At 29.4% G+C, this 22,033-nt stretch carries 17 protein-coding genes, 2 pseudogenes, 1 riboswitch and 2 other annotated features; of the genes and pseudogenes, 3 read left to right on the forward strand and 16 right to left on the reverse strand.

Features of this window, described 5'->3' with window-relative positions; translation table 11 throughout:
* The 7 genes and pseudogenes from Q0G30_RS11855 to metG (Q0G30_RS11885) all read right to left on the reverse strand — a co-directional run.
* Nucleotides 1–705, reverse strand: a pseudogene (locus Q0G30_RS11855) (hypothetical protein); the annotation flags it as partial.
* 97 nt (nucleotides 706–802) lie between these two features.
* Complete coding sequence (rsmA, locus tag Q0G30_RS11860) at nucleotides 803–1,645, reverse strand: 16S rRNA (adenine(1518)-N(6)/adenine(1519)-N(6))-dimethyltransferase RsmA (RefSeq protein ID WP_294390236.1); 843 nt, start codon at nucleotides 1,643–1,645, stop codon at nucleotides 803–805.
* On the reverse strand, nucleotides 1,646–2,200 hold the full coding sequence (rnmV, locus tag Q0G30_RS11865) for a ribonuclease M5 (RefSeq protein ID WP_294390239.1): 555 nt from the start codon (nucleotides 2,198–2,200) through the stop codon (nucleotides 1,646–1,648).
* 252 nt (nucleotides 2,201–2,452) lie between these two features.
* Nucleotides 2,453–3,502 (reverse strand): G5 and 3D domain-containing protein, encoded by a 1,050-nt coding sequence (locus tag Q0G30_RS11870; RefSeq protein WP_294390241.1) that lies wholly within the window; start codon nucleotides 3,500–3,502, stop codon nucleotides 2,453–2,455.
* A gap of 216 nt (nucleotides 3,503–3,718) precedes the next feature.
* On the reverse strand, nucleotides 3,719–4,504 hold the full coding sequence (locus Q0G30_RS11875; RefSeq protein WP_294390243.1) for a TatD family hydrolase: 786 nt from the start codon (nucleotides 4,502–4,504) through the stop codon (nucleotides 3,719–3,721).
* Nucleotides 4,505–4,867: 363 nt separating this feature from the next.
* Nucleotides 4,868–6,496, reverse strand: coding sequence for a methionine--tRNA ligase (gene metG / locus Q0G30_RS11880; RefSeq protein ID WP_294390246.1), 1,629 nt, complete (start codon nucleotides 6,494–6,496; stop codon nucleotides 4,868–4,870).
* Between the two features lie 152 nt (nucleotides 6,497–6,648).
* Nucleotides 6,649–8,592, reverse strand: coding sequence for a methionine--tRNA ligase (gene metG / locus Q0G30_RS11885; RefSeq protein WP_294390248.1), 1,944 nt, complete (start codon nucleotides 8,590–8,592; stop codon nucleotides 6,649–6,651).
* Nucleotides 8,593–8,713: 121 nt separating this feature from the next.
* Nucleotides 8,714–8,950 (reverse strand) — a binding site (T-box leader).
* A gap of 234 nt (nucleotides 8,951–9,184) precedes the next feature.
* Here metG (Q0G30_RS11885) and Q0G30_RS11890 point away from each other — a divergent pair.
* The gene (locus Q0G30_RS11890; RefSeq protein WP_294390251.1) at nucleotides 9,185–9,682 is read left to right on the forward strand and encodes an aromatic acid exporter family protein; all 498 of its coding nucleotides are present in this window, start codon (nucleotides 9,185–9,187) and stop codon (nucleotides 9,680–9,682) included.
* A 156-nt stretch (nucleotides 9,683–9,838) separates the two neighbouring features.
* Here Q0G30_RS11890 and Q0G30_RS11895 read toward each other — a convergent pair whose 3' ends face one another.
* The 5 genes from Q0G30_RS11895 to Q0G30_RS11915 all read right to left on the reverse strand — a co-directional run bounded on the left by Q0G30_RS11895 (nucleotide 9,839) and on the right by Q0G30_RS11915 (nucleotide 15,174).
* Nucleotides 9,839–11,518, reverse strand: a complete 1,680-nt coding sequence (locus Q0G30_RS11895) for a Na+/H+ antiporter NhaC family protein (protein WP_294390276.1) — start codon at nucleotides 11,516–11,518, stop codon at nucleotides 9,839–9,841.
* Between the two features lie 159 nt (nucleotides 11,519–11,677).
* Nucleotides 11,678–11,852: riboswitch (Lysine riboswitch) on the reverse strand.
* Nucleotides 11,853–11,943: 91 nt separating this feature from the next.
* Nucleotides 11,944–13,194, reverse strand: a complete 1,251-nt coding sequence (locus Q0G30_RS11900) for an aminopeptidase P family protein (RefSeq protein WP_294390254.1) — start codon at nucleotides 13,192–13,194, stop codon at nucleotides 11,944–11,946.
* A gap of 23 nt (nucleotides 13,195–13,217) precedes the next feature.
* A complete protein-coding gene (locus tag Q0G30_RS11905) occupies nucleotides 13,218–13,658 on the reverse strand; it encodes an ACT domain-containing protein (protein ID WP_294390259.1) in 441 nt (146 codons plus the stop codon).
* Nucleotides 13,659–14,052: 394 nt separating this feature from the next.
* Nucleotides 14,053–14,580, reverse strand: coding sequence for a nucleoside recognition domain-containing protein (locus Q0G30_RS11910; RefSeq protein ID WP_294390262.1), 528 nt, complete (start codon nucleotides 14,578–14,580; stop codon nucleotides 14,053–14,055).
* Nucleotides 14,581–14,598: 18 nt separating this feature from the next.
* Nucleotides 14,599–15,174, reverse strand: a complete 576-nt coding sequence (locus Q0G30_RS11915) for a nucleoside recognition domain-containing protein (protein ID WP_294390266.1) — start codon at nucleotides 15,172–15,174, stop codon at nucleotides 14,599–14,601.
* Between the two features lie 208 nt (nucleotides 15,175–15,382).
* Between Q0G30_RS11915 and Q0G30_RS11920 the strand changes: the two genes are divergently transcribed.
* Nucleotides 15,383–15,568 carry a hypothetical protein gene (locus tag Q0G30_RS11920; protein WP_294131096.1) on the forward strand — a complete coding sequence of 62 codons (186 nt, stop codon included), beginning with the start codon at nucleotides 15,383–15,385 and terminating at the stop codon, nucleotides 15,566–15,568.
* A gap of 282 nt (nucleotides 15,569–15,850) precedes the next feature.
* Here the strand turns inward: Q0G30_RS11920 and Q0G30_RS11925 are convergent, their stop codons facing one another.
* Both Q0G30_RS11925 and ileS read right to left on the reverse strand, forming a co-directional pair.
* The gene (locus Q0G30_RS11925) at nucleotides 15,851–16,849 is read right to left on the reverse strand and encodes a LacI family DNA-binding transcriptional regulator (RefSeq protein ID WP_294390270.1); all 999 of its coding nucleotides are present in this window, start codon (nucleotides 16,847–16,849) and stop codon (nucleotides 15,851–15,853) included.
* Nucleotides 16,850–17,025: 176 nt separating this feature from the next.
* Nucleotides 17,026–20,136, reverse strand: coding sequence for an isoleucine--tRNA ligase (gene ileS, locus Q0G30_RS11930; RefSeq protein WP_294390273.1), 3,111 nt, complete (start codon nucleotides 20,134–20,136; stop codon nucleotides 17,026–17,028).
* Nucleotides 20,137–20,231: 95 nt separating this feature from the next.
* Nucleotides 20,232–20,475, reverse strand: a binding site (T-box leader).
* 258 nt (nucleotides 20,476–20,733) lie between these two features.
* On the opposite strand from ileS, the gene Q0G30_RS11935 reads away from it, so the two are divergent.
* Nucleotides 20,734–20,946, forward strand: a complete 213-nt coding sequence (locus Q0G30_RS11935; RefSeq protein WP_221699923.1) for a (2Fe-2S)-binding protein — start codon at nucleotides 20,734–20,736, stop codon at nucleotides 20,944–20,946.
* 128 nt (nucleotides 20,947–21,074) lie between these two features.
* Here Q0G30_RS11935 and Q0G30_RS11940 read toward each other — a convergent pair whose 3' ends face one another.
* A complete protein-coding gene (locus Q0G30_RS11940; RefSeq protein WP_221699924.1) occupies nucleotides 21,075–21,335 on the reverse strand; it encodes a GIY-YIG nuclease family protein in 261 nt (86 codons plus the stop codon).
* 109 nt (nucleotides 21,336–21,444) lie between these two features.
* A pseudogene (locus tag Q0G30_RS11945) lies at nucleotides 21,445–21,951 on the reverse strand (ABC transporter ATP-binding protein); the annotation flags it as partial.
* Between the last annotated feature and the right edge of the window lie 82 nt (nucleotides 21,952–22,033).

The raw sequence follows: 22,033 nt of genomic DNA on the forward strand, positions 1-22,033 counted from the left end.
TTCTATAATTGGCTCATCAATAACTTGCGCTTCTACAACAGTACTCTCTATAACTTTATCTTTAGACTTTTCTACTTCAATTACTTTTTTAGAATCTTCATCATCTCTTTTAGTATTTTCTATAATTGGCTCATCAATAACTTGCGCTTCTACAACAGTACTCTCTATAACTTTATCTTTAGACTTTTCTACTTTAATTTCTGGCTTTCTTGGATCCTTTTTATGTTCTTTTTCTGCAACCTTTTCAGTTGCTCTTGCTCTAACTTCCTTAGCTTTAATTATAGTATAATTTTTCCAATTATCTGATGGCTGTTGTCCATTTAAAAAGCCACACATTACAAATATAGGTATGCCATCTTTAATTTTTGCTATAGCTGTACCAGATATTTTATCAAATTGTATATCTAAGCCACCAATATTTGATACATTGTATTCTTTTGTTGCTTCTGCCTTACCTGTATCAGTTACTTCTATTGGTCCTAAATTAACTATTTGTTTCATATCCTTTTTACAACAAATAATCATCATGTAATAATTATCACTATCTTTTTTAAGATTTTGGGCATAAAAAGATATTTTACACTTATCTCCTTTTGCTTCTATCTTAGAATATCCAGATAATGTTTTATCACTAGAATTTGAATACCCACGTTCATCCTCTTGTAATATTACGAAGTTTCTATACAATCTACTATTGCTTGCCACTCTCTAGAACCCCCACTTTATATTAATTCCATATATTATATGTTCTATATATTGAAATATGTTATTAATTTTAATAGTGGAATGTCATATAAATAAATTATAAAATTTCATTAATACAATTTGATAGTGTTGCAAATTCTTGTATAGTTAAAGTTTCCCCTCTTCTCTTTGGATCAACTCCTGCCCTTTCAAATGCCTCTTCTAGCTTTTCCTTAGCAGGTCCTATACTCTTAACACCATTCCATAAAGTTTTTCTTCTCATGTTAAATGAATTTCTTATTATATCAAAGAATAACTTTTCATTATCAACCTTAACTTTTGGTGAATCTAATTTGTCAAGTCTAATAACAATTGAATCAACCTTAGGTCTAGGAATGAAACAATTAGGTGGAACTCTTCTTACTATACTAGTATTACAATAATATTGCACTAACAAAGATAATGCTCCATAATCCTTGTTTCCTGGTTCTGCATTCATTCTTTCCGCAACCTCTTTTTGAATCATTATTGTTAATGATTTAAAATTATATCCTTCTTTAAGTAATTTAACTATTATAGGCGTTGTTACATAATAAGGTAAGTTTGCAACTAATTTTACACTTTTCTCATCACCTATAACTTCATTAAAATCTACCTTTAGGGCATCATTATGTATAAGAGTGAAATTAGGATTATCTCCCAACTCTTGTTCTAATATAGGAATTAAATCATTATCTAATTCTATTGCAACTACTCTCTTAGCAGTTTTTAATAATTGAGCCGTTAATGTTCCAACTCCAGGCCCTATTTCTATAGCTAAATCCTCTTTATTAACATCTGCACCAGCAACTATATCTCTAGGAACAGAGTCATCAACTAAAAAGTTTTGTCCTAAGCTTTTTGAAAATTTGAAATTATATTTCTTAACTAACTCGGCTGTTTTTACATCTTTTATATCCATCTATTTCTTCCCTTCTAATTCTTTATCAATATAATTAATGGCTTCTATAAACTCTTCTTTTGTAATTCCATAATTATTTAATCTAGATAACATTTGGTTTGCATTACCATAACCAATTCCTAATCTATTTCCAAGTTTTATTCTTCTTTCTTTCGCATTTGGGTGTCCATTTAATCTAAAGAAGAACATATCTTGTGAATCAAAGATATTTTCCTTAACTTCAATAGTAACCTTTGCCCTATTTAAAGCTTCTATTATAACCTCTGGTGTAGCATTTTCTACTCCTATATCATCATCTTTAATTCCATCTTCTTGGGCAATATATGCATGCTTTATTCCTGGAACCCTCTTTGCTATTATTTTTCTTATTTTTTCTCCAGCAAAATCTGGATCAGTTAAAACTATAACGCCCTTTCTTTTTTGTGCCTCTTTTATTCTTGAAATAACCTTTGCGTTTATTCCAAAACCACCAACAGCTATCATTTCTGCATCAACTGCTTTTTTTACTGCAGCTACATCATCTTTTCCTTCAACAACTATAACCTCTTTAATCAAAAGCCTTCTCTTCCTTTCCTCTATTATCTCTTATTAATTTATCCCCATATTTCTATTATGTCAAACCTTTAATTAGTTATAAGCTACTAGTTTCAATTTAATTTCTAAATTGCTTTATAAATATTGGGTTCATAAAAATGTATTCTTTGCTATATTACTATATAAGTCTCATTTAAATTTTTAACTAATATCTTACGAAAATAAAAAGGGCAATATCAAAACAATAAAGTTTTGATATTGTCCCTTTTTACTTTACCATTCTCCTGGGTACGCTAAAATATATACTGGTACGTTATATTTTCTTCCCCATGATTTACAATCTGATTCTGAATTAAGGAATACATCTATAATATTTCCTTTTATAAGTCCACCTGTATCTGCAGCAATTGCTTTTCCGTAATTTTCTACGTAAACTAGCGAACCTAATGGTATCACTCTTGGATCAACTGCTATTGTACTTATTCCACCTGGATTGTAAACTGGTACTGTTCCTGTTGCAGTTATAGTATCGCCTGCATAAGCAGTAGATTCACAATAGATTAAATCTCTATACTCCATTTCGCCATCTCTACTAGCAAATACTCTTTTGGTTCCTTGAGCTATAATTTCATTTATAGGTTCTTTAGTAACCTTAGACTGAACTATTTCTCTAGATACTTCAACGCCATCTTTCTTAATCACTTTATAAGTTATTTCCTTTTCTCCTGCCTCACCAGCTTGTCTTACATTTTCCGTATTGATATCTAAGTTTTCATCGTCTTCAACTATTGTTTCATAGTCAATACTTTCTACAGCAACCTCATTTAATACTTCAACTTTAACTATTTTAACTGTAAGACTATCTGATACTTCAGTATCTAATGAAGGTGTTATTTCGTCAACTCCTTCAACAAACTCAACGCCTTCAGCTCTTAGCTCATCCTTTTCGGCTTCTATCATATCTTCTACAGTATCTTCAGCAGTTTTTATAACAATTGTTTTGTTACCAACTACCATTTCTACTTCTACAGCTTTTTTAATTGTAATAACATCCTTTGATGATATTTTTTCATTTAAAGCTGGCTGTACCTTATCTTTATGAGCTATTTCTATCTCATTTTCATCAAGTACATCTTTAACAGTCCCTTTATATGTTATAAGTGCTTCTTCTTTTCCGTCTATAACTATTACTATGTTTTTTCTTACACATGTAAATGTTATCGTTAATGCTATTACTAATAGACTGATAACACCTACCATTATTTTTGCCTTAGGACTATTAGAAAAATTGTTTTTTAAATTTTCTTTCCATTTTTCAATCATCTACATTTAACCTCCCCTGGCAAGAGTGACCATTGAATTATATAAATAATTCTTATTTTTGTCAAATTTACCACTCTTGTTTTAATGCAACTGCCTAAAATGCATAATAAATATTAATTGAAATAAAAAAAATAATGGCGTTTTTACAGTTTAAAGTTTGGTTGATATAGACCGGATTTTTTCTATTTTTTTACAATTGTCAGTATTTATTTTACTTTATTTTCTATTATTAATCAAGCTATAGAAATTGTCATTTACAGCCAAATTTACCTCTTTTAAGCTAATTTCTTTTATTTCAGCTATTTTTTCTATTATATATTCAATATAATCTGATTTATTCCTTTTTCCCCTATTTGGAGTTGGAGCCATATATGGGCAATCAGTTTCTACTAATAATCTATCAAGTGGGATTTCTTTTACAACCTCACAAATTTTCTTTGCATTTTTAAAAGTAACTACTCCAGTAATTCCTATATAGTAACCTAATTTAACACATTCCTTAGCAAATTCTACACTACCTGAAAAACAATGTACTGTTCCTCTAACATTAGGAAATTCCTTCATTATTTCCAAGGTATCTTTATGAGCATCTCTATCATGGATTACTACTGGTAATCCTAATTCTTCCGCTAATTTCATTTGATCTCTAAATACTTCTTTTTGGATTTCTCTATCTGGATTTTCATCCCAATAATAATCTAATCCTATCTCACCTATAGCTATAATCTTTTTATTACTATTATATAAATTAATTATTTCATTCTTCACACTTTCATCATAATCATTGGCATCACTAGGATGAATTCCAAGTGCTCCATAAATAAAATCATGTTTTAAAGTTAATTCATTTGTAGTTTTTAAACTGTTTTTAGAACATGCACAATTTAATATTCCAATTACTCCTGCATCCTTTATTTGTTCAAAGACAGCCTCTCTATCCTCATCAAAAGCCTCATCATCATAATGTGAATGAGTATCAAAAATTTTATATTTGAATTCCATTATCTTTTCTCCTTATTAATAAAATAAATTTTTCTTATTTTTCATTATACCAAATTAAATAAAAAAATATTTACCTTTGGAATAATTTATGAATAAACCCTTTCAAAGATAAATACTAATTTTTATTGATTAAGTTATAATTTTGAAATATATTGTTAAGATTTTCTTTAGATTTTTGACACCTAACTGACACAATTAAGGTTTATTATAATACTTGTAAAGTAGTTAAAGCATTATTATTTACCCCTAAAACCATTTTTAAATAGAGCTTCTATCATTCATTATGATTAAGAGGTTACTTTTTAAATTGGTCTCCTAGAGTTATTCGTCCCCCAAATGAAATGACTCTAGGTTTTTTTTGTTCTAAAGTTTCTTTTCCTTTAATCTAATTACTTCCTCTGTAGCTCTCTTTTTATCAATTTTATTAAATAACATATCACATTCTCTAATTATACCTTCTTTTTTTTCTGTAAAGCTCCAAATACCGTCATCTAGATTTAACGAGTGTTTTATTTTATTACATGTATTAGGCATAAACGGATATAGTAGATTAGATAAGTTAACTATTATCTGAATACAATTATATATAACTTCTTTACACTTTGAGGGATTTTGACTTAATAATTCCCAAACCTTATTATTCTCAAAATATTTATTTCCCCTTTTACATAAATTAATTATATCAGTTAAACCTTCGCTAAAATGACCTTCCTCTATTTTATCACCAATATCGAAATATAAATTTAATATATCAGTTTTAAAATTTTCCTTCATTTTCCCGTTTGGTATTCTATTTGAATAATTTTTCTTTGAAAAAATTAATACCTTATTTATAAAACTAGATAATTCACAAACTAAATCATTATTATGGGTATTTATATAGTCTCTCCAAGTAAAATCTGTATCTTTATCTTCTGGAGAATTTAAAGTTAAATAGTATCTAAAACTATCAACGTTATATTTATTACAAACATAATCCGCCCATAAGGCCCAATTTTTAACTGTAGAAAATGCTTTTCCTTCTAACTTTAAATGTTCACTTGATATTATACGTAAATTAGGATTTTTTATACCAAGCCCTGCAAGTATTGATGGGAATATTACCGTATGGAATGGAATATTATCTTTTCCATGAATAAAATAAATTCTTGAATCTTCTCCACTCCAATACTCCTTATAATCCTCTCCACGCTCTTCTAAACATTTCATACTAGCTGTTAAATATCCCATAACTGCTTCAATCCAAACGAATATTTTTTTATCCTCATATCCATCTAATGGAACATCTACACCCCAATTAAAGTCACGTGTTACAGCTCTATCCCTTAATCCTTCATCTAAGTATCTTTTTAATATCTTCTGTGCATTCTCTCTCCATCCACACTGCCTGATATATAGCTTTTTGATATCATTTTCAAATTTAGATAAGGCAAAAAATAAATGTTTAGTTTCTTTTAATATAGGCTTAGAATTACAGATTTTACATCTCATATCTATTAATTCACTAGAATCAAATTCTTCATTACAATTTTCACAACTATCACCAGTAGCATCTTCTCCACATTTAGGGCATTTACCAATAATATATCTATCAGATAAATATTCATTACATGTATTACAAAATGTTTCTTCTACTAATTTTTCATATATATATCCTTTTTTATATAAATCTAAGATAAATTCTTTTACTTTTTCTTGATGATATTCCGAATGTGTTTTAGCAAATATATCAAAAGAAAAACCTAATAAATCAAAGCATCTTTGAAATTCTGCATGATATTTTTCTACAGCTTCTAAAGGTGTAATATGTTCTTCTTTAGCTTTCATAGTAACAGGTGTACCATGACAGTCCGTACCTGAAAGAAAAACAACGTCATCTCCCATCATTCTATGATATCTTGCCAAAATATCTCCCGGTAACAAAACTGCAATTCTTCCTAAGTGCAATGGACCATTTGCATATGGCCATGCATTACCTATAATAATGTTCATTAAAAACCCCCCTTTAATCAGTGACAAGTTTTAAGTGGCAAGTGAGAATCTTTAAGTTATAGTAAAAAAGTCAGCATAGCTGACTTTTTTATATTTTCTAAAGTCTCCCTAAAGCGACTTTATTCCTTAACCTACCACTTGTCAATTGCTAACTACCTAACAACGCTTCCAGTTTGTAATTCCCCTGGATTTACTAGTTTTAATACGCTATCATCATCTGTAGCTGCAGCTAAAATCATCCCTTGTGATAATTCTCCTCTTAGAGTAACAGGTTTTAAGTTTGCAACTAACACTACATATTTACCAACTAATTCTTCTCGTTTATAGTGCATTGCTATTCCTGAAATAACCTGTCTTTCTTCTCCATTTAAATCAACTTTTAACTTTAATAGTTTTTTAGCCTTTTTAACAGGTTCACACTCTAATACTTTAACTACTCTTAAATCTATTTTTTCAAAATCTTCAATAGTTATTTCTTCTTTAATTGGTTGCATTTTATACTCTTCTTTTGGCTTATTAGCTTCTATTTGAGCTAATCTCATAGCTTCTAATTCTTCTAAAGTCTTAGCTACATCTATTCTTGGGAATAAAGCTTCACCTTTTTTAACTTCAGTTCCTGGAGTTGTTCCATCAAATCCAGATAATGAATCCCAAGATGTTGTAGTTATATTTAATTGAGCATTAATTTTTTCACTTGTACTTGGTAAGAAAGCAGATAATAATACAGATGCAAATCTTAAGCTTTCAGCTAAGTTATATAAAACTGTTCCTAATCTTTCTTTCTTTTCTTCATCTTTAGCAAGTATCCAAGGAGTTGTCTCATCAATATATTTATTTGCTCTTCCTATAAGTGCAAATATATCTTCTAATGCTTCTGGAATTCTTAAATTATCTATTGCTTTTGTTACCTTAACTGGAGTTTCTAAAGCTAAACCTATTAATTCATTATCAATATCTTCCTTAGCTGTTGGTGCTGGTATTACTCCACCAAAGTACTTTTCAATCATTGCTACTGTTCTTGATAATAAGTTACCAAGGTCATTACAAAGATCTGAATTAATCTTCTTTATAAATATTTCATTATTAAATAATCCATCTGCTCCAAAAGGAATTTCTCTTAATAAATAGTATCTAACTGCATCAACACCAAATTTTTCTACTAAAACTACTGGGTCAACAACATTTCCCTTTGATTTTGACATTTTTCCACCATCAACAAGTAACCATCCGTGTCCAAATACTTGCTTTGGTAACTCTTGTCCTAATGCCATTAACATAATAGGCCAGTAAATAGTATGGAATCTTAATATATCCTTACCTATTAAATGAACATCTGCAGGCCAATATTTTTTGTATAATTCATCGTTGTCACTACCATATCCTAAAGCAGATATATAGTTTGATAATGCATCTATCCAAACATAAACTACATGACCTTCATCAAATGTTACAGGAACTCCCCAGTTAAAGCTAGTTCTTGATACACAAAGATCTTGTAATCCTGGTTTTAAGAAATTATTAACCATCTCATTTTTTCTTGATTCTGGCTGAATAAATTTTGGATGAGTTTCAATATACTCCATTAATCTATCAGCATATTTACTCATTCTAAAGAAGTATGCTTCTTCCTTTGACTTTTCAACTGGTCTTCCGCAGTCTGGACAATTTCCATTTACTAATTGAGTTTCTGTCCAGAATGATTCACATGGAGTACAGTATAACCCTTCATATGAAGACTTATATATATCTCCTTGATCATATAGTTGTTTAAATATTTTTTGAACAGTTTTCTTATGATAATCATCAGTTGTTCTTATAAACTTATCATAGCTAATATCCATCATTTTCCACAATTCTTTGATTCCTGCAACTATTTCATCAACATGTTCTTTTGGAGTTATTCCCTTTTCTTCAGCTATTCTTTGTATTTTTTGTCCATGCTCATCAGTTCCTGTTAAAAACATTACATCATATCCATTTAATCTCTTAAATCTAGCTAAAGCATCTGCTGCAACTGTTGTATAAGTGTTACCGATGTGCAATTTAGTTGATGGATAATAAATTGGCGTAGTTATATAATATGGTTTCTTTGTCATTTTTCTTCCTCCTATTTTTCATAACTTAAAGCTAAAAATTCATAGTTATAATCCTAAAACTTAACTTATACCCGCTATAAATTGATAACTAAAAAAGCCTCTATATAGGCTTATATACCCATATAGAGACGTTATATACGCGTTACCACTCTATTTTATATTTATTTCACAATAAATATCTCACTAGGTGACTATCATCACCTTGCAATATAACGGTTGCCACCGTATTATCCTAACTATTAAAGCTCAGATAATCTGCTCCGAGTCCATCTTCATAAAGTTCAACATCACTAGTTTTCACCATACCTAGCTCTCTGTAGATATATTCCTAAACTACTCTTCTCTTCTATGCATTTATTAGTTTTATAATATTCTAAAATGTAAAAACTGTCAATAAGTTAAATATCAATTTTAAAGTTCTACTAAAGTTAGCTATATATGTTTTATTATCTCCAGATAATCGTTCTTTAAAACTTAACAAATATACATATTTTCTTAGTAATTTATTAATTTTATACTAAAAATATTTTGTAGAATAATGAAATTTAGTTAGTTATTAGATATAATATCCTAAGGAAGAGGAGGCTTAATTATGAACAACTTTAAATTTCCTAAAATTGGACTTAGAACAATAAAGTCAGGTATAGCTGTTTTCTTATGCTTATTACTTTTACCCGATGAACCCTTTTTCGCCTGCCTTACAGCTGTAATTTGTTTACAAGATACTGTTTATAACTCAATTCATATGGGAATAAATAGAGGGGCAGGAACAATAATAGGAGCTTGCTTTGGTTTAATATTTCTTTTCTTGTTTAGATCCTTAGAAATTCATATACCAAATCAATACATAGCAAAAATAGTAATATATCTTATTATTGCATCAGGTATTATTTTAATGATTTATTTATGTAATATTCTAAAAAGACCAGGTGCCATAAATATTACTTGCATAGCATTTCTTGGAGTTACTACAGCTCACGCCTATAGTGATCCTTTATTTTATGCAACTAATAGAATAATAGAAACATTACTTGGTATAGTAATTTCAATATTAGTTAATAAATTAATAACACCACCACCTCACAAATAGTGATTAGTATTACGAATTTAAAGAAGCAACTTCTATTATAATTCTCAAAGTTGCTTCAATATAGGCTTATTTCTTAATTACTATCTATTAACTAAAAAAGGTTGTGCCTTTGCACAACCTTTTAATTTAGCCCTTTTTATTTTATTTTCTTATTGCTTAAGCTTCTTCAACCTTCTTACCGAATATTTGAACCCCTACATATAACGCAATTAATGAAAGTGGTAATACTACATATATTGGAACTCCAAATCCTGATGGAATATATCCAAATAATATAGTTACTGCTGCAACAAATAATGAATACCACATTTGAGTCTTAACATGTTCAATGTGATTACATCCAGCTCCCATTGAAGAAAGTATAGTTGTATCAGATATTGGTGAACAGTGGTCCCCAAATATGGCTCCTGTTAACACAGCACTTGTACAAACTATTACAAATGACATCTCTGGATTTATTGAATGTGATAATGGAATTGCTAATGGCATTAATATACTCATTGTTCCATATGCAGTTCCTGTAGAGAAGGAAATTACTGCCCCTAAAACAAATATTAAACTTGGTAATAAAAATGCCGGTATTGCCCCTTTTAATACCTCAACTAAGTAATATGCAGTTCCAAGTTCTTTAATTACTGATCCTAATGACCAAGCTAGTATTAATATAACACCAGTTATTATTAATCCTTTCATTCCATCAACCCAAACTTCAATAGCTTCACTTAAAGTGAATATCTTTTTAACAACCCCCATTAAAATAGCAACTACTGAAGCAAATAATGCTGATTGGAATAATGCTACAGAAGCATCTGAAGCAGCAAATGCTTCCATTATACCTTTAAATGAAAATGGTGAACTCATCATAATTTCTTGAGCTGCTGATGGATCTCCACCAATTATTGTACTGTATCCACTATAATAAAATGCTACTAATGCTGAAATTATTAATGCCCCGATTGGAATAATAGCATTCCATATACTAAGCTTAACACCTTCTTTTGGTTCTAATTCATCCATTTCAGCTGATGCTTCAACTGCAATTTCATCTTTAAGAGATTTGTTCTTATTTCTTGCTGCAACCTCAGCTTTTCTCATTGGTCCAAACTCTTTTAAAGTTAAAGCTGTTATTACTATAAATGCTAGAATTAATATATTATAAAATCTATAAGGAATTGTTTGAATAAATACTCCAAATCCACTTGCTTCAACTCCAATTGAATTGAAACCTTCTCCAATTAGGCTTACTTCTAATCCAATCCACGTTGATATAATTGCTAGTCCAGCTACCGGTGCTGCTGTAGCATCTATTATAAATGCTAATTTTTCCCTTGATATCTTCATTTTATCTGCTACTGGTCTCATTATTGGACCAACTATTAATGAATTTGCATAATCATCAAAGAATACACATAAACCTAAAAGCCAGGTTGTTAACTGAGTACTTTTTACAGTCTTAGCTTTTTTAGCTAATGCTTCTGCTATTGCCTTTGCACCACCCATTTTAGCAACTAAATTAATAACTCCTCCAATAGCAAGTACTTGAAGAACTATACCTGCATTCCATGGATCTGCAAGAGAATTCAATGCTCTATTTACAAAGTCTAGAAAAGCTTGTATAAATGCACCAAATACATTATGTCCAGCAAGACTAACTAAAAAACTTCCTGATAAAATACCTATAAATAAAGAAATAACAACATTTTTTGTTATAAATGCTAATACTATAGCTACTATTGGTGGAACTAATGTCCATATTCCAAATTTATCTGCATTCATGGCTGCCGACTCAACTTCTGCTGCAAATACAACTGTAGTTGAAAGTATAAATACTAACATTGTAAGTAATAAAACTTTAAAACTTCTTTTTTTCACTTTTATTTACCCCCCTTAATTAATATAAAAGTGAATAACAAGGATACCCCAAACTAACAAAAAAGACCTTGAGTTAACACTCAAGGTCTTGTATATTTCAAAAATAAATATAAAATACAAGTCTCAAATGATAGCTCACCACAAAATACTTTGTGACAGTAGTACATATATTTTATGTACTCCCAGCTATACAACCTTAAAGCATTAGTTGTATGCTTCGGCGATTGCTCCTTTCTTACTGAATCACAGTGCTTTCCTCATCAATAATACTATTAACTTTCGCGCCTCTACCCTAAGTTATTCACTTTTGTTTTATAATAATTCGATTATATAATCAATTTATTGTATTTGCAATACCATTTTGTAACTTTTCTAAACTTTTATTACTTTTAAATCTTTTTCATGAATTCTTCAATGTCATCTACACTTTTTATTATATCGCTTGATAAATTAATAACTCCATCTTCTGTTACTAATATATCATCTTCTATTCTAATTCCTATACCTTCCTCTTCAATATATATTCCAGGTTCAACAGTAAATACAACTCCTGGTTCAAAAGTTATATCTCTATGTGGAGTTTCAATATCATGTGTATCCATTCCTAAGCTATGCCCTATACTATGGTAATAGTATTTTCTAACATCCTTTTTATCCTCAATAAGTCCTAATTTTATACACTCTTCAGCTATTAAATCCGTTGCTTTTTCATTTACATCTTTATACTTCATTCCAGGTTTAATTAATTTAATAATTTCTTCATTTACTTTTAAAACTGAATTATAAACTTCCTTTTGTCTTTCAGTAAATTTACCACTTACCGGGAAAGTTCTTGATATATCAGCATTGTAACAATTATATTCTGCACCTAAATCAAAAAGAATTAAATCATTTTCCTTAAGTTCTGAATTATTATCAATATAATGTAATGTTGTTGCATTTTTCCCTGCTGCAGCTATTGTTGTAAAGGCCAGGCCTGTTGCACCTTTTACTTTGCAATTAAAATCAAAATATGCCTCTAATTCATATTCCTTCATTCCAACACGTGCTTCAGTCATTAATCTTTCAATACCACTTTTTGTTATTTCAATAGCTTTTTTAATTTTTTCTACTTCTTCTTGGGATTTTATTAACCTTAACTCACCAATTTTACTATAAATATTATTTATCCTAACTTGAGGATACTTAATTACTATTTCATTAGCAAATCTATGAGAAATTGTTCCTTCTCTATTTGCGCTCATTTTTTCTAAATCTAAATAAAGATTTACTTCTTCTTTCATTGTAATCATTCCATGAATATCAGCATCAAATTGACTCTTAAATTTAACTTCATCTACTTCCGTAAGTTTACTAGCCTCTTCTTTTCTAATGCTCTTTCCAACCCATTTTTCTAATTCTAAATCAATATCTTTTATGTAAAGCTTAGAAGTTTTTATTCCATTAATTTTTGACATAACTAATATATGATCTTCTTCTTTTATTCCTGTTAAGTAATAAAAATTTCTATTTGGAGTAAATGGATAAGTTTGATCTCCAGTTTTTTGAACTGCCTTTCCAGCAAATAAAATTACAATTGAATTATCCTTAATCTTATTTAAAAGATTCTCTCTGTTTACTTTATAAATATTTTGATTCATAGCCCTATCTCCTTTTATAATTATTATTCTGCTGCTAATAATTTAACACTTCTAACATTCGGTAAAGAGTTTAACCTTGCCGCTAATTGACTAACGCTTTTCTCCATATGAGAAATATCAATAGTAACTGTAACATTAGCTGATAAATTTATCGGAATATCTTGGTTTATAGTTAGAATATTGCCTTTATAAAATGCTATACAATCTAATACTTTAGATAGAGTTCCTGACTTATGTGTCATTAATAATATTAAAGTTACTTTCTTAGATTGCATATCTTGTGTCATTGGAAATACATCATCTTTATACTTGTAATATGTACTTCTACTAATTCCCACTAATTTTATAGCTTCACTTATATCTTTTGCATTGCCAAGTTCAATATTCTCCTTTACCTCAATTACCTTTTTAAATATCTCTGGTAATGATTTTTCATTTACAATGTAAAATTTATCTTCCCCCATAATCATTCTCCATTTGATTTGTTTTAGTAATATTATACAACCAAACTCCTTACAGTGCATTAAAAATTTTACATATTATCCCGTTATAACTAATTTCACATCATCGAGTTAATGTGGTTATGTGGAAACTTAATGATATTACCCCCAGTAAGTTATATAATTTGTTCTGGTTGTATCATTAATTTTCTCTATCACTAGCTTCTAATCTAAAAAATATAATTTTTTACATAACTACCTTAAAATTTAACGACTTATCATACAAATTTGTAGCAGGAGTCGTTAACTATAAGGTGTGGTAAATAAGCAATATAGTGAAGAGAAAAAAATGAAATATTAATTTGGAGGGAAGTAATATTCCATTTTTCGTTCTCACTATATGCGCAATATATTTCAATTATTGTAATATTAAAAGTTTTACCATAAGTATTGCCATAATAATTGCGGTCATATCTGCCATTATTGCAGCCCAAACTGTGTGACGTGTTTTCTTTATTTTAATGGCTCCAAAGTACACAGTTACAGTATAAAAAATTGTCTCTGTAGTTCCCATGATTACTGACGCTACTAACCCTATTTGTGTATCAGCTCCATAGTTTTTCAAAATATCTGTAAATATCCCCATTGCTCCACTACCAGACAAAGGTTTAATTAAAACTAACGGGACAACTTCTTTAGGCAAATCTATTAACTTACAAAGTGGTGCAATTGCATTATTTAACATATCCAAAAGATTAGCTTCTCTAAATATTTGTACAGCTATTATCATAGCTAATAGATATGGAAAAATATTTAAGCATACCTTTAACCCTTCCTTTGCTCCTTCAATAAACCAGTCATATACCTTTCTACCTTTTATCATTCCATAAGTTATAATAATTAAAACTATTATAGGAATGATACTTTTAGTTATATAGCTAAACATTTTAATCACCTCATAATCTTAAAAATATCTTTGTAAAATTTTGCAACAAATTACGCCTACAATAGCCGCTATTCCAGTAGATATTATTGCTGGCAGTATTATTACTCCCGGATTTGAAGAACCCGCTGCCGCTCTTATAGATAATACTGTAGATGGAACTAATTGAATGCATGCAGCATTTAAAACTAGAAATAAAGCCATATCATTACTAGCTGTACCCTTTTCTGTATTTAATCTATCCATTTCTTCCATAGCTTTAATTCCAAACGGAGTTGCTGCATTTCCTAATCCCATCATATTTGCCGTTATATTCATAACTATAGCTCCTAAGGCCCTTTCATCTTTTGCCGCATCCTTAAATATTATCTTTAATATAGGTTTCATAAGTTTAGCTAACTTTTCAGTAAATCCACTGTTTTGCGCAACCTTCATAACACCACACCAGAAACACATTAATCCAACAAGTCCTATGACAAAAGTAACTGTACTATCAATAGAAGTTATTATTGCATTAGAAATACCTTCACCATTTCCAGTAAATATCCCAACCACTAATCCCAAAAAAATCATTACAAACCATATATAGTTAATCATTTTCTATTCCCCCTATTTATTTTTTCTTTACAATATATGCCTTGCAACACCTATTTATTAGTGATAGGATAAAGATATCAACATAAGTTTAATTTAAAAACTATAAATATTAATCTTAATAAGTTTATGTTACATGGAGGGTGTACCTTCGAATTTATAAAAAAGTATTTTTTATATTTTTTATTTACCTAACAAAGGAGATACGTCTATGAAAGAATCAAATTTAAAACTAGCTCAAAAAGATATTGATGATGCATTAAAAGCTGTAGAAGAAATGGAAAATTGTATTAGTGAAGGAAATGAAAAAAATAATATAATAAAAGAAAAGTTTATTACTTTAACAGAAAAAGTACAAAAATTAGAAAATCTATTAAAAACTGAAGGAATACTTTAATAATAGAAAAAAGAGGATAGTTAATCTATCCTCTTTTATTCTACTTACTAAAACAGCAATTATTTTATCCTATCATTTGATAACTTCCCTTTACCTTAATTCTCCAATTCCCAATAAATATTACCTATACCTAATTGATTGTGTACCCAGTTTAGAAACAACTGCCTTAGTAAACGTTATCAAGTCAATACTATTATATCATTTTTTCCTATTATTTCAACATATTTTTGTAAAAAAATTAACTATCTTTAATTTTATCTTAAATTAAAGATAGTTAATTACTTATTTAGAACTTTCTCTTTTAATTAATTTATAATCTAGTACATATTGATCTTGTTCTAATGGTTTATTATTTAATATTTTAATAAGCATTCTCATTGCAACTGATCCCATATCATAACTTGGTTGCTTAACCGTAGTTATATTAGGATAGAAATATGATGAAACTGCATTATCATTAAATCCAACTACACTTACGTCTTCAGGAACCTTTATTCCATTTTCCCTTAATGCATTAATTACACCTATAGCAATTTCATCAGATGAACATACTACTCCATCAAATTTCTTACCAGTAGCTAAGAAGCTTTCAACTGCTTTATATCCGCTATTAACTTTTAAATCTTTAAAGAATTCTAAATCTTCATCTGTAATAAGACCGCTTTCTTGTAATGCTTTTTCATAACCCTTATGTCTTTCTCCCCAAGCATTAGCAGCCCCTTTATTTACACCAACAAAAGCTATATTCTTTAATCCATTATCAATTAAACTCTTTGTTGCTTCATATGATGCTTGTATGTTATCAATAATTACGCTTGGTAATCTACCTTCTTTATCTTTAGATTCTGCAAGAACAGTTTTTAAATCTAATTCATTTATTATATCTAATGTTTCTTCTTCTAAACAAGAACTCATATAGATAACACCATCAACCATTTTTTCTTTAAGTACTCTTAAGTAATCTTTTTCCTTATCATAATCAAAATCAGAGTTACATAATATTACATTATAATCATAAATATTAGCAACATCTTCTGCACCTCTAACTATTTCTGGATAAAATCCACTTGAAATATCAGGAACTAATATTCCAACAGTCTTTGTTTTTTGTGTTTTTAAACTTCTCGCTACAATATTTGGTCTATATCCTAATTTTTTAATAGCATCTAATACCTTTTTTTTAGTATCTTCATTAACAACATCTATATCATTTAATACTCTAGATACCGTAGCTATTGAAACGCCAGCTTCTCTAGCAACATCTTTTATAGAAGTAGCCATATCAACATCACTCCATTTTCATTTTAATTATTAATTATACCTTTTTTTCCTATTTAATACAATGTATTTGCTTGTTTTTTACATATTAATAATTCACAATTTAAATTATGATATTATTGTTTGAAAAAAGGATAGGAATTATTACTTAATCCCTACCCTTTGCAATAAAGCTATAATTATCTAACTACTTCTACAGTCATATTTAACTTTTCACCGTTTATAACTGTTTCAGTATAATTAGCTTCTTCATTGTAAACTATTTCTTGGGTTAAGGTTTCCTTCTTAATAACCTCAGCAAACTTTTTAATTACATTTAATAACATTTCATTATCTGCTACATATAATTTAATCTTGTCTGCAACCTCAAACCCTTTATCTTTTCTCATATTTTGAATTTTAGAAATCACTTCTCTTAAATGACCTTCTTCTCTAAGCTCTTCAGAAATATGAGTATCTAAAACAACACCAATTGAACCTTCACCAGCAAACGCATAACCCTCTAGCCCTTGCATAGTAACTAATAAGTTTTCCTTATTTAATTCAATTTCTGTTCCATCAACATTAATAACAACAACTCCACCATTTTGAATAGTTTGAGCTAATTCCATTTGATTTCTTGATGCTATTTCTCTTCTTATTCCAGGTATTAACTTACCATAAGCTCTTCCTAACACTGGTAAGTTTGGTTTAATTTCAAAGTTAACATGAGTAGAAAGATCAGCACCAAATTCAACCGCTTTTATGTTTAACTCATCTGTTATTATTTCTCCATAATATTTTGGAAGTGAATCAGTAGAAACTAACATCTTAGAAAGTGGCTGTCTATTCTTAATGTTAGCACCATTTCTTGCACTTCTTCCAAGCTTAACTATTGTATAAGCTAAATCCATTTCTTTTTCTAAGTTCTTATCTATAGCATTTTCATTAACTTCTGGCCAGCTACATAAGTGAATACTTTCTGGAGCATTTTCATCTAAGCCAACTACTAAGTTTTGATAAATGTCTTCTGTTATAAATGGAACAAATGGAGCTGCTACTTTAATTAAAGTTGTTAATACTCTATATAAAGTTACATAAGCACCTATCTTATCATCTGTTAATTCCTCAGACCAATATCTTCCTCTATTTCTTCTTACATACCAGTTTGATAACTCATCAGTGAAATCTTCAATAGCTAATGCTGCTTGAGTTATTTGATATGAATCTAACATAGAATCTACGTCTTTAACTAATGTATTAAGCTTAGACATAACCCACTTATCCATTACATTTTCTGATACGAAATCATTATACTTTAATGGATTAAATTGATCTAATTCAGCATATAACACGTAGAATGAGTAAACATTCCATAATGTTCCCATGAATTTTCTTCCAGCTTCTCCAACGTCATCTATAGAGAATCTTGTTGGTAACCATGGAGCACTTGCAGTATAGAAGTGCCATCTTGTTGCATCAGCACCTTGTGCATCTAATACATCAAATGGATCTACAACATTTCCTTTAGATTTTGACATCTTTAAGCCCTTCTTGTCAAGAACGTGACCTAGAACTATACAGTTTTCAAATGGATTTCTATCGAATATAGCAGTAGAAATTGCTAATAAAGTATAGAACCATCCTCTTGTTTGGTCAACAGCTTCTGATATAAATTGAGCTGGATAGTTTTGTTCAAATAATTCTTTATTTTCAAATGGATAATGTAATTGTGCAAATGGCATTGAACCTGAATCGAACCAACAGTCAATAACTTCATTTGTTCTAGTCATTTCCTTACCACACTTTTCACATTTTAAGTGAACATTATCTATATATGGTTTGTGTAGTTCTATATCTTCTGGAACATTGATTCCCTTTTCCTTAAGTTCTGCAATGCTTCCTATACATTCTTTATGTCCGCATTCACATCCCCAAATTGGAAGTGGAGTTCCCCAGTATCTATCTCTTGAAATACCCCAGTCGATAACATTTTCTAAGAACTTACCAAATCTACCTGTTCTAATGTTATCAGGATACCAATTGATCTTATTATTATTTTCTAAAAGCTTATCTCTTAATGTTGTCATTGCAACAAACCAGCTTTCCTTTGGATAATAAAGAAGTGGTGTGTCACATCTCCAACAATGTGGGTATGAGTGTAAGTGTTTTTCAGATTTAAATAATTTATTATTTTCTTCTAACCACTTACAAATGCTTTCATCACATTTCTTAACGAACTTTCCAGCCCATGGAGTAACCTCTTCTACGAATCTACCTTCTCTATCAACTAAGTTAATAAAAGTAATTCCATTAGCTTTAGCTACTAAGCTATCATCTTCACCATATGCAGGTGCTATATGAACTATACCTGTACCATCTGATAAAGTAACATAATCACCATGAATTACTTCGAAAGCTTTTCCTTCTACTTTACCGAAAGGCATTAATTGTTCATATTTAGTTCCTAAAAGTTCAGTTCCAGGGAATTCTCTTATTACTTCATAGTCTTCTCCTAAAACTTTATCAGCTAAGTCTTTAGCTAAGATTAATATTTCATCTCCAACTTTAGCTTCTATATAAGTATACGCTTTATTTATACATAAAGCTAAGTTTGAAGGTAATGTCCAAGGAGTTGTTGTCCAAGCTAATATGTACTTGTTATCTTCTCCTTCAACCTTAAATTTAGCAACACAAGTTAAGTCCTTAACGTCTTTATATCCTTGTGCAACTTCATGAGATGATAATGCAGTTCCACATCTTGGGCAGTATGGCATTACTTTATGTCCTTCATATAAAAGACCTTTATCCCACATTTGTTTTAATGCCCACCAAACTGATTCAATATATGGATTGTGATAAGTTACATATGGATTTTCCATGTCAACCCAATAGCCAATTTGATTAGTCATTTTTTCCCACATACTTACATAAGTAAATACGCTTTCTTTACATTCTTTAACGAACTTCTCTACACCATACTCTTCGATTTGTTCCTTACCTGAAATACCAAGCTTCTTTTCTATTTCAAGCTCTACTGGAAGACCGTGAGTATCCCATCCTGCTTTTCTTATAACTTTATATCCCTTCATAACCTTGTATCTTGGGATAATATCCTTCATAACTCTTGTTAACACGTGTCCAACGTGAGGTCTACCATTTGCTGTTGGTGGACCATCATAGAAAGTGAAGTATTCACCATCTTGATTCATATCAAAATTCTTTTTTATAACATTTCTTGCACTCCAAAGATTTGCTACTTCTTTTTCAAGACCAACAAAACCATTTGGTAGTTCTACTTTTTTGTACATAAGAATTCTCCTTTCTCTACGTTTATTAGCTATTAAAATTATTCTCTTAAAGACATATTTTAATCCTTTATTTTAAAATAAAAAAAACTCCATCCCAAAAGGACGAAGTGAATTCGCTATACCACCTAAGGTTAATAAACTCATAATTATGCTATGAGCTATAATTCAGATACTTTCATATCCTATCCCTTAACGCGGGCTAACGTGATAGCTTAATCGTAAAAACTTTCAGCCTCAAACTCCTAGGTGATTTTCCTTAAGTTATCTTATGATTTTACACCAACCAATCACTCTCTTAAAAGAATAAACTAAAGTACTTATCCTAATCATAGTCTTTAATGAATTTATTATATATTAATCAATTATGATTTGTCAATTGCACCCAAAATTTTATGATTATTTTTCTACTAATTAAATTAGTATTTCAACTTAATAATAATTTTAATTAAATAATATTTATTATTATTTAATATTTAATGTTGACTATTTTGATATACTATGATTTAATATAGGTGTTGAAACGTATTACATAAAATTAATTTCCCTAATAATTAATTTTTGTGTTTCCTAATATCTTTGTATTTTGGAGGATTCGTTATGGAAAATAATTTAAATGCTGATATCCTTGATAAAATAACAAAAGTTTGCACTTGTAAGTCTATATCTAGGGCCAAAATTAAGGAAGCTATTAAAAACGGTGCCCATACCGTAGAAGAAGTTTCTAAAATAACAGGAGCATGTACTGGAAGTTGTCATGGATTTAGATGTAAATCAAAGATTCAGAATTTAATTAACGATTATTCAAAATAATACCCAATCCAAAACTCCCCTATAAGTTTAACGATTTAAACCACTTACCTTGTAAGTGGTTTTTTATTGCAAAATTTAAGGTGAACTAATAGTTTTAAATTACTAGTTCACCTTTAGCAGTGTAAGCTTCAAGCTTCATCCACTTTACTACATTTATTTATTAGCATTAATTTTTCACTTCTTTTTAACTGTTTAATTGCATACTCTCTTTTCATAGCTTCTATTTTATCTTCAAATTCTTCAAAATAAACTAATTCAACTGGTAATCTAGCCCTTGTATATTTTGCGCCTCTTCCATTTGAATGTGCCTTAATTCTTCTCTCCAGATTATTTGTCCATCCAGTATATAAACTATTATCACTACATCTTAAAACATAAACATAATTCATACTTAATCTACCTATCTAAAATTTATTCTATATAGATTATATATTTCACTTAAAATAATTACAAAAAGCCACAGATTTTTTCTGTGACCTTTCGTTATATAATATTAAACTATTTATTATCATATAAATGACAAGCTATTTTATGTCCATTCTTTTTTAACTTTAATTCTGGTTGCTCTTTTTTACATATATCCATACACTTAGAGCAACGTGTATTAAACTTACATCCAACTGGTGGATTAGCTGGAGATGGAAGATCTCCTTCTAATATAGTTCTATTCATTTTAAAATCAGGATCAGGAATTGGAACTGCACTTAATAATGCTTGCGTATATGGATGTAGAGGATTATCAAAAAGTTCATCTTTAGGTGCCATTTCAACTAAATTACCTAAGTACATTACACCTATGACATCAGAAATATATTTTACTACTGATAAATCATGGGATATGAAAAGATATGATATGCCTCTCTTTTCTTGAAGCTCTTTCATTAAATTTATTATTTGAGCTTGAATAGACACATCTAATGCACTAACTGGTTCATCAGCAATTATTAAACTTGGATTAAGTGCTAATGCACGAGCAATACAAATACGCTGACGTTGTCCACCTGAAATTCGGGAGAGTAGATAGATTTGTGTAAAAAACAAATCTATCTACTCTTTTTTGTATGATTAGTTGGTAGATTTGGAATAA

Origin of the sequence: uncultured Clostridium sp., assembly GCF_934754925.1 — a bacterium.
Taxonomy (GTDB): domain Bacteria; phylum Bacillota; class Clostridia; order Clostridiales; family Clostridiaceae; genus Clostridium.